Below are 17,990 nucleotides of genomic sequence, written 5' to 3'. Positions count from 1 at the left end.
GATCTGTAATGTTTTTATAGAATTTTAAACTATTAATGGTCTGTAAAACTTGTAAAATAAAGATTTTTATCTAATGATATGAAAATATACTTTATTTATTAGCATTACTTCAACATCAAAAATTATGATAAAGGAGAACCGGATTTGATAAAAAAAAGGTTGATTCAAGAAGCGCCGGAAGGTATGAAACACATAAAAAACATAGTGTTTTTTAATTGGATATGCCTTATATGTAATATAGTATCAATATACTGCATATCGATTATATTACAAAAAACAGTTGACAGAAGCATAGACATAGAAACTGTTAACATAAATGTAACTATTATAATAATTTTAACAGCAATAAGATATTTTTTTAGATTAAAAGTTGCAAAACAAAGTTTTTTAGCAAGCGGTAAGATAAAATACACGCTTAGAGATAAGTTATACCAAAAAATGATAAGTTTTGGTACAAATTATGCACAAAAAGTATCTATATCACAAGTAACTCAATTATTCAGCGAAGGTATAGAACAAATGGAGATATATTTCAGCAGATATCTTCCGCAATTTTTTTACAGCCTTATTGCGCCACTTACATTATTTATTGTGATAAGTGTGCTTAGTATTAAAACAGCATTAGTGCTTATGCTTTGTGTACCGCTTATTCCCTTATCTATAATTGCAGTACAAAAATTTGCTAAGAAATTATTTGCAAAATATTGGGGAAAATATACCAAACTCGGCGATGATTTTTACGAAAATTTGCAAGGACTTACAACGCTGAAGATATATGGAGCAGATGAAAGACAGCAGGAAAAGATGAACGATAATGCCGAAAACTTCAGAAAAATAACTATGAGCGTATTGGTTATGCAACTTAATTCAGTATCTCTTATGGATTTAATAGCATATATGGGAGCTGCACTTGGCGTGATATTTGCAACAGTTGAGCTTATAAATGGAAGAATAAATATAGGTCAGGCATTTTTCATAATGATGATTTCTTCAGAATTTTTTATACCGCTTAGAATATTAGGTTCGTTTTTTCATATAGCTATGAACGGTATGTCGGCAAGTGACAGATTGTTTGCAATATTAGATATGCCGGAAGATAATGGTGATACACAGGACGTAGAAGAATTTGCGGATATAGAAGTAAAAAATGTATCTTTTTCATACAATGAACAAAGAACAGTATTGCAAGACGTGAACACTGTTATTAAAAAAGGAAGTTTCGTGGGTATTGTTGGAGAAAGCGGTTCAGGAAAAAGTACGTTGGCAAATTTACTTACATTGCAATACAGACATTATACAGGAGATATACTTGTAGGAGATGTACAGATTAAAGATATATCATCATCAAGTCTTTGGAATAATATATGTTTGGTAAAAAATGAAAATTATATATTCAAAGGCACTGTGAGAGAAAATTTAATTATTGCAAAAAAATCCTGTAACGATAAGGATATGATAGATGTATTACAACGAGTAAATCTTTGGGATTTTTTACAGACAAAAGAAGGGCTTGACACAAAACTTGCAGAAAATGCAAGTAATCTGTCAGGAGGTCAAAAACAAAGATTAGCTATAGCAAGAGCATTATTAAAAGATGTAAATATCTATATATTTGATGAAGCTACATCAAATATAGATGTAGAAAGTGAAGAAATAATACTTAATTGTATAAATTCACTGAAAAAGAAGAAAACAATACTACTTATAAGTCATAGATTGGAAAATGTCAAGCAAGCAGATAATATACTTGTATTTGAAGAAGGAAGACTTGTTGAGCAAGGTAATTTAAATCAGTTGTTAGAAAATAAAAAACAGTTCTATACACTTTATACAAAACAGCAAGATTTGGAAAATTTCAAGAAAGGAGCAGACGATTATGAACAAGAGCAAGTTGTCTTTAATATCTGATTTATTAAAAATAGTTAAGCCGTTGTTTCCTATAATGATTATTACAATAGTTATGGGAGTTATAGGATTTATCTGTTCTATTGGAATACCTGTACTTGGCGGTATTGCCTTGCTAATATATATGGGTGAGCTTACAAAGATAACATATAATCATATATTTTATGCAGTTATTATACTTGCAGTTTTGAGAGGTGTACTCAGATATGCGGAGCAGTATTCAGGGCATTATATAGCTTTTAGAGTTTTGGCTATAATAAGAGATAAAATATATACCGTACTTAGACGCTTATCTCCTGCAAAATTGGAGGGCAGAGATAAAGGTGATTTGATTGCTCTTATAACTACGGATATAGAGCTTCTTGAAGTTTTTTTTGCACATACTATTGCACCTGTGTGTATTGCATTTTTTATGGGCTTGATAATTTTATTTATAATGTATCAGTATAGTGTAGTAGCGATGTTTATATTGCTTGTTGCATATTTGACTACATCAATATTTATTCCAAGACTTATAACAAGACTTGGAGAAGAAAATGGCAAAAAATTTCGCTCCGATTTTGCTGTACTTAGCAGTTATGTGCTTGAAAGCCTAAAGGGATTAAGAGAAAGTATGCAATACGGCAACACAAAAGAACGTATGGATACTATGCAGGTTATGACAGAAAAATTGGAAGACACAAATAGAGAACTTAAAGAATATGAAGAGCTTACAAAAGCACTTAGTGATTTAACGGTAATAGTTACAGGAATTACAATATTTTTATACACGATGTTCGTAAGAGAAGTGACAAATGCGCCTTTTGAGATGGTAGTAATACCTACCGTACTTTCTTTATCATCATTCGGTCCTTTTATAGCTCTCAGCAATCTTTCGAATAATCTTTTGCAGACATTGTCAAGTGGACGAAGAGTGTTAGGTTTGCTTGAAGAACAGCCTCAAGTTGAAGAAAATATATCAGAAAACATAGCAAAATATGAAGATATAAATATAGATGATGTAGATTTTGCATATGATTCAAAACAAATTTTCAAAAATGCAAATATGAATTTTGAAAAGAATAAAATCATAGGTATATTAGGCAAAAGCGGTAGCGGTAAATCTACAATGCTGAAACTTATTATGCGTTTTTGGGATGTAAACAGAGGTAAGATAAACATAGGCAATGAAGATATAAAAGAATTAAACACAAAGAGTCTTAGAAATATACAAAGCTATGTAACGCAGGAAACAATATTGTTTCAAGGAACTATTGCAGAAAATATAAGAATAGCAAGAGAAAATGCTTCTATGGAAGAAATTATAGAGGCGAGTAAAAAAGCGTCTATACACGAATTTATAGATAAATTACCGGATAAATATGATACGCCTATAGGAGAAGCAATTAATCAATTAAGTGCGGGAGAAAAACAAAGAATATCTATGGCAAGAGCCTTTTTGCACGATGCTCCTGTACTCTTGTTAGATGAGCCTACAAGTAATTTGGACAGCTTAAACGAGGCAGTAATTTTAAAAACAATAAAACAAGAAAGTCTAAATAAAACTGTAATTTTAGTTTCACATAGAAAATCAACATTGGCAATAGCTGAAAAAGTATATAAAGTAGAGTAAATTTCAAACAGGATATATTTTATAAGAATATATCCTGTTTTTTGATGTAGAGAATTGATATTGGTTAATTGTGATATTAAATTTAATTTTACCTGAATATTCATTTGACAAAATAATTCACTTGTAATATAATACTTAATGCAATAAGTTTGTTTTATCATATGATGTTGCAACATTTTTAATATTACATATTATCGATAAAAGTATTAGATTTTACTGATAAAAAAGTACATGATTATCATGATCGTATAATTTTTTATCAAGTGTTGTAATTCAGATTTATGTATAAGATTATAACTTGATTATGTATAGCTTTTTTGCAGTTTGCCTATGGATTGAACGTAATATATACGGATTATGTATATATTAAAAATTAATTTTAACATATTTTTATGTAGCTCTTTGCAAATTATTTATACTTAAAATTGTCAGTTTTAATTTAAAACTTAATAAGACATAATTATTTTTGCAATATTTCTATTTAACGTTTTATAGCATTGACACAAATAATTATTCGATTTATAAAACCAGCCTATCAAATTTATGATGCATTATATATATTTGCTTTGTGTTGCTATGAGATTTTTTGCGGATAGTTGTGATTTGTTAATGATTATAATCTTATCATTTATTAATTATGATAAAACTTTTATAAAATTTTTAAAGCATTTAATCAAGGAGGAAAATTGTGAAAAGAAAGGCACAAAAACTGTTATCTCTTGCATTGTGTTCTGCTATGATATATGGTAATACATTATCATCAGTGCCGTTTGCAGTATATGCACAAGGGCAGGAAATATCGCAAGAGCAAGCCAGCGAGCAAGAACAAAATAATACAACAAACGCTCAGAAGGAAGATGCAGTAGAAAATACAACAAACGATGGACAATCTGAGAAACAAAATACACCTTCATCAGAATATGTAGAGGCATTAAGAAAATTGTTAGATGTAAATAACGCTGTTCCATTGGCACCGTCTAATAAAAAACACTCAGACGGTATTGAGATAGTTAGCATAGCGTTGGGAAAAGCCGGCGGATTAACCGGAGAAATGGATGTGGTGAAAGAGTGTATAAACATAAATCTTGATGCTCAGATTAAAGATGATGAGCTATCCTCTGTATTAAGAAAGCATGTTAAAAATGTAGTTATTGATGATTTTGAATATCCTTACAGAGATCCGAGTGATAATAGACCTGCGTTTATGCTTTGGCAAGGAGCATACAGCATATTTGCAGCATATCCGTTAGGTATACAGGCTGTAGAAGATTTCAAAAAAAGAGATGCACATAAAGTTGTTATAAATTTTGATGACGGTTCAAAATTAGAGTTAGAAAATCCGGGATATGTAAAACCTGATAGAGAACCTCAGTCACCTACAGGTATAGCAGCAAAATATAAAATAGTAAGTACAGCTAAAATAACAGATAAATACGACTATGATAATTTTGTTATAAATTTTGATAAAAAAATTGAATATCCGGATTTTAATAAGATTAAAGAGATAAAAATTGAAGGAAGCAATAAAATTTTTTCAAAAGATAAATTTGTATGGAGTTCTTCGAGTATATCTTCAAAAGACGGAGATGTTGTAAGGGCTGCTGAAAATAATGGAAACTTTGTAGATACAAAAGCCATAATAAAATTTGAAGACGGCTCAATACTTAAAAAATCAGAAAGTGGTTCCGGTGGGCAAACTTCTAATATAGCATCACAATATAAAATAGAAAAAACGGAATTAGTTACGAAATGGGGAACAACAGAATTAAAGATACATTTTGATAAAAACATATCTTTAGAATTGGTTAATAGTATTAAAAATATCACTATAAATGGTAAATTGTATGATCAATCTAATCCTGACGCTAATAAAAGAGATATAACGGATTTAGGTATCAGTATGAATACAATTTTAACCACTTCATTACATTCTGATGTAATAAAACAAGCTCAGTCTAAAACTCCTATATCCATAATAATACAATTTAAAGACGGTTCTATATTGAAAAATGCGGCTGCGGAAAATGAGAAACCGCAAACGAATATGGCTGCAGAGCATAAACTTACAGGTATTAAGGCTAAAGAAGATATGTTGTTCTTGAATTTCGAAACAAGTCTATATACATTCCAATTGAGAGATTTCAGCAAGATTAGTGTAAATGGACAAGAGTTTGAGTTTGCTACATTGTCTTATGCTTTAAGTGAAGATAATCACAGTCTTAATATACAAAACTCTGATATAGTACAAAAAGCAAAAGAAAAAGATCCGGTTGATATAGTGATTACATTTGCTGATTTGACAAAGATAGAAAAATCTATAGCTAAAACTGTTGATAAAATAGCGTCAACATACGAAATAGAATCAGCGATAGCGAACGAAAATTACAATGGAAAAAAAGGTCTTGTAGTAAACTTTGATAAAAATATTGAAACTGATAAAAAAATATTTAAAACTGTAAATATAAATGGGCAAGATTTTGAATTATCAGAAGATAAGCTATCAGTTGACGGTAAAGTATTGTTTATAGAAGGGGAAGATATACTAAAACAAGCCAAGAAAAAAGTGCCTGTTGAAATAATGCTTGTATTCTCTGATGATTCTAAATTGGAGAAGAATATAGGTGAAGGAAAAGAACCTGGACTTACAATAGATAGCGAATTGCCGGATGGAGATTATACGCTCGGATTTAATGCTTATAAATATGGAGAAAACCAACCATCATCAGTAGGCGGTTATCTTGATGAAAGAGTTAAACTTCATATAGAAGGAAATAAGAAAACAGTATCATTTTTAAATCACTCGTTTGCTGAACTGTTATTAGATATGGCTATAAAAGATGATGACGATAATAAGACAAGATTCAGCAAAAATTTAGTGGAGGTTAAAAATGGTAAACCTCAAAAAGCCGAATATAGTATAGATTTGCCGGATTTAAAAGGCAAAAAGGTTGTATTTGTATTAGTTGCTATGCCGGGTTCACAAGTAGGAGCCGGAGATATAGGAGATTATAGTAAATATCAAAAAATACAAATCGTATTCAAAGATGAAGTTGCAAAAGGTTTTAAAGATTATAAAGTTATAGAAGATGAAAAATCAGCCTTGGTAGAAGAAGATAAAAATCTGATAGATGCACTTGCAGAAGCAGGTGTAGATACTAATAATGATGGACAAATCAGCAAGGAAGAACTAAAAAATGCTAAGGGTAAAACTAAAGAATTACCGAGTGGAAATAATAAATATAAAATATATAGCAATGTATTAGATCTTGAAAATAAAAAGATAAAAAATGTAAGTATGCTTAGAGATTTAGGTCCTAATATTGATGCTATAGTGTTAGCTTCTAATCAAATAGCTGAATTGCCACATGATGTATTTGCCAATGCAACGAATATAAGAGCAATATTTTTAGACGGAAACAGAATAGAAAAAATAGATAAAGATGCATTTGCAAATTTATCTAAATTAGAACATATACAAATGGATGGAAACAAATTTACCGAATTGCCGGATGATTTGTTCAGAAATAATCCTAAGCTTCAACTTATATCTATTGCTAATACTAATTTAAGTAGATTGGGCAGCAATTTCATAAAAAATCAACGTAATTTACAAAATTTATATATATATGAAAATAAATCATTGACTCATTTACCTGATGATTTCTTCGAAGGTCAAAAAAATAGCGAAAAACTTACAAATATACATTTTGAATTAAACAGTTTGGACAATCTGCCTTCAAGTTTGGGCTATGTTACAGGTCTATCTGTATTGAAAGCAAACGGAAATGATATAAAAGAAATACCTGACACATTTTCAAATTTAGTACAGTTGACAGAGGCTGATTTCGGTTATAACAGAATAACAAACGTGCCTGATGAACTTTATATAAATATGGCGTTATATTCAAAATATTCCAATAAAGAGCCACGTTTACAACTTAGCCATAATATGATATCCGATTTACCTATAGATAAGATTTTTGAGACATATGACAATAATGCTAAAAAATTTGCAAGACTTGAGCTTAATATGAACTACCTTAATTCTGATGTCTCTAAAGAAAATAGAGAAAAGCTTGAAAAAATAGGTGTAAAATTTGAATCTGATAAATGGGAAACATATTATCCGCAAAAAACTAATATGAAAGCTGTTGCAACAGCAGAAAACGGAGTAATCAGTTTAAAATCGGATTTGGATTTGTTGGAGCTTATTTATTGGGATAAAGGAGATTTGGTGGGGGGATATTCAAGTCTTCCTACTAATAAAGCATCTTTCTTATCGAATGATGAGTTTTTGAGTTATTTTGATACTTTTGGACGTGATGCAAATGGCGTATCAAGAGATTTAAAAAGAAATAAAGCGGCTTTAGAAATATTGAAAAGTAAAATCGGAAATGATTTTAAAGTAAATACGGTCATCACTAAAAATGGTTCGGTAATATATGAAGATAAGTCAAATCTTCCAAAAGAAGAAGGTCTACTTCAAACATTTAAAGATGATGAAATGAAAAAAGGTGACAGATATATATTAACAAAATCTGTATATGAACATAATAATATTTACGGTTTTATGAAATCAGCAGATTTTGATATAGAATTTACTGCAAACAGTGATGCAAAAACTCAAAATGAAAACGAAAAATATAATGTTGACGTTTGGTTGAAAAAAGATGATAACAGCAATGAAAAATCAATGGCAGATCGAGCTTTGGTAAAACCGGCAAAGGTTGAAAAAATAGGGGATAATACCTACAGATACACTATAACTTTCAAACCTATGGAAGTTTTAGGAAGAGAAGGACATATAACTAAGTTTTCAATATTTAAAGATGGAAATAAGCAGTCAATTACACCGACAGTAAAGGGAAAACAAAGGGAATATGTATTTGAACTTAATGAAAAAGTGGATGAAGTAAAAGCTACTATTCTTGCTGATGTTATGGAACAGATGAAAATGCCTGAGCAAAAAGTCATATTGGTATTTAATTGGGCTAACAAACCTCAACCGCCAGCACCTGAACAACCAAAGCCTGAACAACCTAAAGAAGAAAAACCGATTGTAAAAAAAATAGAAGCAAAGATTGTAGATGCCGTTGCGACTGCTACTGTAAATGAAGCTGAAGTACAAAAACTGAATAAAGAAATTAAAAAACCGGAAAATACTTCGGTTGAATTAAAAGTGGATACGGAAAACAAAGATGTTAAAGAAATAAAAACATCTATACCTGAAAGTTTATTTAAAGCAGTAAGTGATGTCAACAAAAAAATTATAGTTTTTACTAAATCCGCAAAGATAAACTTGGATTCAAAAGTTGTTAAACAATTGGAAGGTAAGGGAAATATACAAATATCCGTAAAAGAAACAACTTTAGACTTAAAAAAATTACCTGATAATTTTAAAGATAAAATTGATAGTGCCAGACCTGTAAGAGATTTTAAAGTTACAGCTAATGGAAGTGCTGTTCGTAATTTTGATGGAAAAATAACCGTTGAAATACCATATGTTAAAAAATCAAATGAAGATTCAAGAGCTATAACACCATATTATGTAAAAGAAGATGGAAGCATACAAGAGATGACAGATGGAGTAAAATATGACGGTGAAAAGCTTTCATTTAAAACTGATCACTTTTCAACATTTGTTATAGGATATGATAAGAGCAAACTTCAAACTTCAGGCTCAAGCGATGAGCTTAGCGACGGTGTTCATACTGTAAGTGCATGGTTGAGAAAAGAAAATTCAAATGAAGAATCAATGGCAGGAAAAGCATTATCGGAAAATGTAAAAGTTGTAAAAAACGGAAGTATATATAAATATACAATAACATTTGTACCTCTTGAAATACTTGGAAGAACAGGTCATATTACAAGTTTTGCTATAGACAGAAACGGAACAAAAGAAGTTGTATCAGAAGTATCAGATGGAGTATATGAGTTTGAGCTTGATTACAAAGCCAAAGAATTAAAAGTATACCTGAAAGCGGATATAATGGATGAATTGGGATTAGGAGAACAAAGAGCTTTCATAATGTTTAACTGGGATGGTGCAAATACAAAACCTGTGAAAATAGAAAGAGACTTAAATGTAAAAGTTCTTGATATGGACACTAATAAAGAGTCAATTATTAACAAGTTCATAAATCCTATTGCAAAATTGGTAGAAGAAAGCGGTAAATACAAATATACTGTAGAGTTTAAAACTATAAAATTGAACGACAAATCAGGAGACATAACAAGTTTTAGTATATATAACGGACAAGATTCAGATACAATATCACCGACTAAGATTGACAATGATGACTATATTGTATCATATACATTTACTCTTGATGAAAAACCTGATAAAGTGAAAGCATCAATAAAAGCGGATAATGTAATAGATACTTACAAAGATGTTTATCTTGTATTTACAGAAACAAATGAAGTTAAAAAAGATAGTAAACAGGATAAGAAAAAAGAAGTAGAACAAAAATTGAAGAAAAAAATTGAAAAAATATTATCCAAGGAAGAAAGAAAATATTACAAGAAACAAACTTTAGAATCTTTGGAAAAAGCATTTGAAGCATTCAAAAAAGGAGAAAAAGATTCTGAAGCAAAATTAAGAGCTGTACTTGAAACTGCAAGATTAGAAAAAGTTACTACATTGTTACAATCAGGATATATGGTAGGATATCCGGAAAATAAATTTATGCCTAACAAACAAATAACTGTAGCAGAAGCATCAGTTATGTTTGCAAATCTAATAGATGAAGAAACAAACGAAATGCCTGTAACAAAAGCTAAGACTTGGTATAGCAAAGGAGTGAACAAATTAGTAGCTCTTGGATATATAAAAGTTGAAAAAGATACTAAACTTGACCCTGATAGAGCAATAACAAGAGCAGAATATGCTTATATATTAGCTAAATTAGGAAATTACAAAGATGGCACAAAATCATTAAAAGATGTAAAAAATGATTATTGGGCAGCAAAAGAAATATCATCTTTAGTAGAAAAAGGCATTATAAGTGGCTATAAAGATGGAAGTTTCAAACCAGATAACACTATCACTCGTGCAGAAGCTTGCTCTATGGTAAATCGTGCATTTAACTTAAAAGCAGATATATCTAACAAGAAACCTTATAGTGATGTTAAAAAAGATAGCTGGGCATATGAAGCAATTATGACAGCGGCAAAAAAATAACACACTTTAAAAATTAAAGACTTATTATATTGCTTTTAGACTTTTGTATTATAAGTGATAAAGTAAATAACTTTATCACTTATAATTTTATTTAGGATATTAATGATAGTAATAGTCACTTAAAATATATAGCTTAAAAATATTTTATACAGATTATATTAAATCTCATAAATGAATTAATAAAAGATTTATAGCTATACTAAACTTCTATAACATAACGATACAAAAGAAGAAAATAATATATAATGCCTTTCAAAAAAAATATGCTCAAAAGTATAACCCTAAGGGATTTTAACATTGTATCTATTTGCTGGAATAGTAGTATTACTATATGACATATTAAAATTCATTAGATTAATATAATTTATATAATACATTGATATTATTAAGAAAGAGGTAAATTAGTGAATAGAAAAATAATTTCCGTTGCTTTATCGCTCGGTATGATATTTTCTGTATTACCCGCACAATCATACATATTTGCGGATAAATTGCCGGATATAAGCAGACAAGAAAGTGAAAATTCAGAAAATATTAATGACAACTCATCGCCGGCACTTCAAGACTTAATCAGACAAGCAGATAATGATTATAAGGATAATGATGAGATAAAAATAATTGTGTCTGTAAATGACAAAACTATGATACAAAAATACGGTATGAATGTGCCGGATTTGAAGAAATTGCGTACGGAAGACGGTTTGGATGATAGAGTAGAATATTCAAGAGAATCACAAGAAAAACTTATAGATCAAATAGAAGATAAAGATGTGAATTTTGATGTAACAGAACGTTATGATGCTGCACTTAACGGTCTCGCTATAAAGACAACATTTAAAGATGCAAAAGTTATAGCACAATTACCTGAAGTAAATTCTATTGAGATAAGCAAGGTAATACCTGCTCCTGTTATGACAAGCGGAAATATAATGAGACCTGTAGATTTTTCAAGTAATGACATGGTAGGAACAGGATCTGCTTGGCAAAGTGAATATACAGGTAAAGGGAAATTAATAGCTATAATAGACTCCGGTGCTGATCCGAATCATGAAATATTCAAAAAAACTGATGATGAACATCTTAGATTTAAAACTAAGGAACAGATGGATAGTTACCTAAAGGATAAAGGAATAAACTATCCTGGTGATAGATGGTTTAATAAAAAAATAGTTTATGGTTATAACTATGCTGATAAAAGTTCAGATATAAAGGAAAAATCTCAGACATCTCATGGTATGCACGTTGCCGGTATAATAGCGGCAAATCTTGATGATAAATTCAATCAGCAAGGTAAACTTATAAAAAAAGGTTTAAAGGGTGTGGCATATGATTCCCAACTTGCTATCCTTAGAGTTTTCGGAGGCGGTATGCTTGGAGGCGGCACTACTCCTGAAATATATAATAAGGCAATAGATGATGCTGTAAAACTCGGTGCGGACAGTATAAATATGAGTCTTGGAGCTACAGGAACAACAGATTCACGTTTGGAAAAGACAACTATTGAGGCATTAAAAAATGCTCAACAAGCAGGTATAGTTGTAGCTATAGCAGCAGGTAATGACGGTTTTATGGGATTTCAAATATTGGACGGTCCACCGTCAACTCAGTTGGATTATGGTCTGATAAACTCTCCTGGTATAGCTGATTTATCACTTACAGTTGCATCGGTAGATAATGCAACTATGAGAGAAAAAGGTATAAAAATCATAGGTGGTGCTGGTGAAAAGACTATACCATTTCAAATATCTGCAGATAAAATAGAATTTACAACAGATGAAAAAGAATATGTTGAAATCGGATATGGTTATGAAGAAGATTATAACAATAAGAATGTTGAAGGTAAATATGCACTTATAAAACGTGGAGAACCTGATGGCGGCAAAATATTAAATTTTAGCGATAAGGTTAAAAATGCTGAGAAAAAAGGTGCAATTGGAGCGATAGTATATAATAATATAGACGAAACAGATTTGACAAGTATGGGCGGAATAAATGCTAAAATACCATCTTGTTTTATAAGTAAAAATGATGGAGAATATCTAAAAAACAATCCGAATCTAAAGTTACAATTTACAAATTCGGATTCTGTTATGGAAAATCCAAATAGTTATAATTTATCATCTTTTTCAAGCTGGGGTGTTACTCCTGAAGGGAATATAAAACCGGATATATCAGCTCCGGGAGGAAAGATATATTCAAGTATTAATAATGACGAATATACTGTTATGAGTGGAACATCTATGGCTACTCCACACGTTGCAGGAGGTATTGCAATAGTTAAGGAATATGTTGAAAAAACATTTCCAAATGTAATGAATGCAGAGAAACACAGTCTTATTAAAAATTTACTTATGAGTACGGCTACACCACGTGAAGACAAAAAAACTGGAGCATATATGTCTCCAAGAGGTCAAGGCGCCGGACTGATGAATTTGAAAAACGCAATAAAGGCAAGTGTAGTTGCGATTGGAACAAATGGTGTATCAAGCATAAATCTAAGAAATTTAAATACAAATGATATAAAAATCAAAGGACAATTAAAAAATTATTCCAACTACGAAAAAGAATTTAATTATTATGCTGATTTGAATACTGACACAGTGGAAGGTGGAAGAATATTATTAAAACCGCAAAAAATAGATTCTACTAAAAATAGTAAAAAGTCTATAATAGTGCCTGCCAATGGAACAGCAGATTTTGAGGTTGATTTTACTTTATCAGATAGTGATTATGAAAAATTTAAAGCCCAAATGCCGAACGGATTTTTCTTGGAAGGTTTTGTGTTTTTTGAAAATTCAGACAGTGAACAAAACATAAGTATACCTTTTGTAGGATTCAGAGGAACATGGGAAAAATTACAAATAATTGAAGACAGTATATATAAAATGAGCAAAGAAAATAAAAAACCTTATTTTTATACAGAAACTATTTCACAATATTTAGATGCTCCTTTTACTCATATATCTTCAATAAATGAAGGAAAGCCTGTAGTGCTTGGAAGAGGCGAAGACAGTACTTTTGAGAAACCTGTGTTTGATGAAAACAAGATTGCCATTTCTCCGAATGGAGACGGAAGATCGGATAGAGCCGTATTTGTAGGAACATTTTTAAGAAACTATAAAGATTTCAAGATAAATATATATGATGAGAATGAAGAAAATGGAGTAAAAAAAGATTATCCTATATATACTGTGGAAGAGCAGGATGATGACGGTCAAAAGAACTTCTTCAATCAAAATTTTCCGGGAACATTCAACTTATCAACTACTAAATCTCACTGGAAATGGGAAGGAATAAATAATTCATCTGAAACAGTTGCAGATGGTAAGTATAAAATGGTAGTGGAAGCAAAATTGGACGGATATAATCTTGAACCTCAAAAAATGGAATTCCCTATAATTGTAGATACTGTATTTCCAAGAATAGTAAAGAGTAGTTATGATGAGTCTACTCGTATATATAAATTGGAGCAGGTTGAAGAAAAAGACTCAGGAGTGAGAAGTAGTGTTATAGTTTATGGAGATAAAATATATAAACCCGACAGCGATGGTAAATTTGAGAGATTACCGGAAAATGTAGACACTACTGAGGCAAAAATAAAAATACAAGATAATGCGTATAACGTCCTTGAACTGCCTCTTGATAAATCAATAAGAACAGGTAATGAAAAAACAATACTTGTAAAACCTAAACTATCATCAGCTACCATACCTTCAAATAAGTTTAAATGGAAAGTGCTTGATGCTCAAGGTAAATGGGCGGATCCATATAATTTGAAAGTTGGAAAATATACTCTTGTTATAGAAAGCGTAGATGAAGAGTATGAATTATTGTCACCGAAAGAAATATCTTTTGAAATAACAGAATCCGATACTCAAAAAGTAGTGGAAGTGGAATTTGCACATAAAGATAGAGAAGAAGCTGTTTTATCAATGTCAAATCCTTATGGTGCAAAATTCAGACTTATATTGGCGGATAAAGAAACAGGAAAGGAATATGAGCTTAACAAGAAAAATGAACAACTTTATATGGGATTCGTACCGGTAGGAGATTATAGAATTATAATAAGAGATTTAAGCGATGATTTCTATGCATTAATTACTGGAGGAGATTATCTTCCTGTTAGAAAAAATAAGACTGAATATGGAATAAATATAACAATATCAAGGAAAAAGATGAATTCTGTTACTGTAAATATAGAAAGAAACGGCTACGATTCAGAGTTTGATGTGTTATTTAGAGGAAAAGACCTTTATAAAACAAGATATTATCTACATTTTAATAAAGGAGAAGACAGCAAGAAGATTAATTTACCGGGTAAGTTGCCGTTTGAAATATATACTACAAATTTCAAAGCCGGGAATTATGGCAGTGATATTATTAATAAAGAATTCTTATTTGGAGAATACAGTGTAGATATAAAACTTGTATCAGGCATGAGTTCAAAACCTGTACCTGTAGAAAAGGAACCTTTACTGTTAAAGATAATTCAAGCTAAAAACTTGGATAAGGATGACTATAAAGAAGAATCTTGGGAAATATTTAAAGATGCGCTTGAATTGGCACAAAACACATATGATAAAGCCAACGCTTCTCAAGAAGAAGTTGATAAAGCATTAAGCGATTTAACAAAAGCCATAAATTCTTTAGAGCTTAAAAAACAAGAATTCAGTAAGAAAGATCTTGAAGAAAAAATAAAAAAAGCGGAAGAAATATTTGACAGTCTTGGTGATGATTATACAAATACTTCAAAAGATTATTTAAGCACTATGATAAAAATGGGTAAGGCTATGCTTCAAAACAAAAAAGCTACGCAAGAAGATATAAAAATTGCAATAGAAGCAATTGATAGAGCCATAAAGAATTTGGAAAGAAAAGATGGGAAAATAGATACAAGAGAATTGAAAGAACTTCTTGAAGAGATAAAAAATATAATAGATAATAAAAACAACTATTATGAAGATAATGCCATGGAAAATCTTGAAGCAAGATATAAATCTGCAAAAGAACTTCTTGAAAGCCCGGATATAACAGTAGAAGATATGGAAAGAACAATCAGCTCTTTAAGACTTTATTTAAGTAAAATAAAATCAAAAGCTGAAAGAAGCGTATTAAGAGATAAAATAGAGGAATATAAAAATATAAATTTAGATTTGTACAAATTAGATACAAAATTAGAATTTATAAGAGCTTTAAGAGAGGCTGAATCTGTGCTTAAAGATAATCTTGCATTACAAGACAAGATAGATAAAGCTGTTGAAAAATTGGAAACTGCAAAGAATAATCTAATACTAAAAGATGGCAGTGACGATAAATATGACTACAGTATAAACGATATTAGCGTTACTACTACGGGTACAATTTTAAATATAAGTTCAAGTATCAAACCTAATAAAGGTGATAAATTTAAATCAGGCGATAGAGTAAAAATATATTTTGAGGGCAGAGAATATGCTAAAAAATATAGAATAACAAATATAAGCGTAATTACCGGAAAATATGCAAGAAGTGTAAGAGTTAGAAGATTTGATAACAGTTTCTTAATGCCGAATGATGATGTGAACATAAATGTTAAAGTTGATGAAAATGATAAAACTATCGTATTGATACCGGATGTGTTTGATGGAGTTGCAACAACACAAGCTCAATTACAACCGGAAAATATAATTGATAAAAAAGTTAATATTAGTCTTAACACTGCTTACAATAGGGAAGTTAAGAAAGTAGGGTTAACACTACCGAAGGAAGTATTGTCTGAATTAGTTAAAAAGGATGTAGAAAATGTATCTATATCATTTGGAGATGTAGGGAAGCTTGAACTTAACAAAGAAATGATTAATAATCTGAGCTCAGATGATAAAGATGTAAATTTCTCGCTAAAACTACTGAATATATCAGAAGTTGATATGAATAAGTTAAAAGCATTGAATAAAAACTATGGGGAAAAATTAGAAAAAGAACTGAAGTATATAGTAGAGATTAAAAAAGATGACGAAGAACACAGTAACTTCAATGCAGGCAAAATAAAAGTCACATTACCTTATACAAAACCTGATGAATCGGATTTTGATGTCTTATATTTGGATGATAATACAGATGCAAATAAATTGGTTCCTATTTCCATAACGAATGCCAATTATGATGAAGATGAACAAGTGATTACTTTCTATACAGAACACTTCTCAAAATTTGCTATTCAAGAAATAGATAAAGAAGAATTAATAAAAGAAGTGGAATATTCTAAAGAAATAGAATCAAAATTGAGTGCTTATGAAAATATCGGACAAGCTGAATTTAAAGAGGCATTAAAAAGAGCGGAAGAAGTTTTAAACAAATCAAAGATTGAAAAAGGAGACATTAAAAAAGCTCTTGAAGAGTTGAAAGAAAAGAGAGAAGCATTAAAATTAAAATCTAATAATAATAATAATAATGCGAAAAGACCTTCAACGCCAGGTTCAAACGGCGGTGGCGGAGGTGGAGGTGGCGGAAGTGTAGCCTCTACTCAGACAGTAAATCCTGCTGTAAAAAAAGGTGAGCTTTCAAAACAATATTTAGATATAAAATCTAAAATAGACGCTAAAATTCAGAAGATATTGGACAATAAAAATCTATATAGCAAAGAAACATTAAAGGAAGTACAAGATGCATTTGAGGCGTTCAGATATGGAGTAAGAGATTCAAAAGCCTTATTGGATACTGTACTGGAAAAAGCAAGAATAGAACGTATAACAAATATTTTAAAAATTGGATATATGTCAGGATATCCTAACAATACATTTAAACCTGACGGAAAAATGACAAGAGCAGAAGTTGCTGTTATGTTTTTGACTTTGGTGGATCCGGATGAAGATAAAAATATAAAATTGCCGTTTACAGATGTAAAACCGGGCTCTTGGTATGCAAATTCAGTTTTACAATTAGATAAATTGGGATATTTCAAATTGAGTTCAAGTGATAAATTTGAACCTAATAAAAATATAACAAGAGCAGAAGTTGCTTTCATAATAGCGAAACTGAAAAAATTAGATGCAGGGACAAAAACATTTAAAGATGTATCAGAAGAGCATTGGGCATTGAGAGCAATATCAGCTTGCGCAGATGCAGGAATTATATCCGGCTATGCAGATGAGACATTTAAACCTGATGAGCAAATAAGCAGAGCAGAAATGGTGTCAATGCTTAGCAGAGCATTTGATATAAAACCTAATATTGAAGGCAAAAAAGCATATTCTGATGTAAAACAGAGCCATTGGGCGTACAATTATATAGTATCAGCAAGAAAAAAATAAA

Annotated in this window: 4 protein-coding genes; all 4 read left to right on the top strand. The window is 30.4% G+C overall.

Translation table 11 applies throughout. The annotated features are described in order from the left end of the window. Window positions 1-144: 144 nt before the first annotated feature. The 4 genes from HMPREF9630_RS09250 (at window position 145) to HMPREF9630_RS09235 (ending at window position 17,989) form a co-directional block, all read left to right on the top strand. On the top strand, window positions 145-1,908 hold the full coding sequence (locus HMPREF9630_RS09250) for an ABC transporter ATP-binding protein/permease (RefSeq protein WP_009528126.1): 1,764 nt from the start codon (window positions 145-147) through the stop codon (window positions 1,906-1,908). After that, window positions 1,877-3,517, top strand: a complete 1,641-nt coding sequence (locus HMPREF9630_RS09245; RefSeq protein ID WP_009528125.1) for an amino acid ABC transporter ATP-binding/permease protein — start codon at window positions 1,877-1,879, stop codon at window positions 3,515-3,517. Before HMPREF9630_RS09250 ends, HMPREF9630_RS09245 begins: the two co-directional genes overlap by 32 nt. 688 nt (window positions 3,518-4,205) lie before the next feature. Then, on the top strand, window positions 4,206-10,700 hold the full coding sequence (locus HMPREF9630_RS09240) for an S-layer homology domain-containing protein (RefSeq protein ID WP_009528124.1): 6,495 nt from the start codon (window positions 4,206-4,208) through the stop codon (window positions 10,698-10,700). A gap of 404 nt (window positions 10,701-11,104) precedes the next feature. Next, the gene (locus tag HMPREF9630_RS09235) at window positions 11,105-17,989 is read left to right on the top strand and encodes a S8 family serine peptidase (protein WP_009528123.1); all 6,885 of its coding nucleotides are present in this window, start codon (window positions 11,105-11,107) and stop codon (window positions 17,987-17,989) included. Window position 17,990: the final 1 nt, after the last annotated feature.

The organism is Peptoanaerobacter stomatis, from assembly GCF_000238095.2.
Taxonomy (GTDB): Bacteria; Bacillota; Clostridia; order Peptostreptococcales; family Filifactoraceae; genus Peptoanaerobacter; species Peptoanaerobacter stomatis_A.
This window is presented reverse-complemented; position numbering and strand designations above follow the sequence as displayed.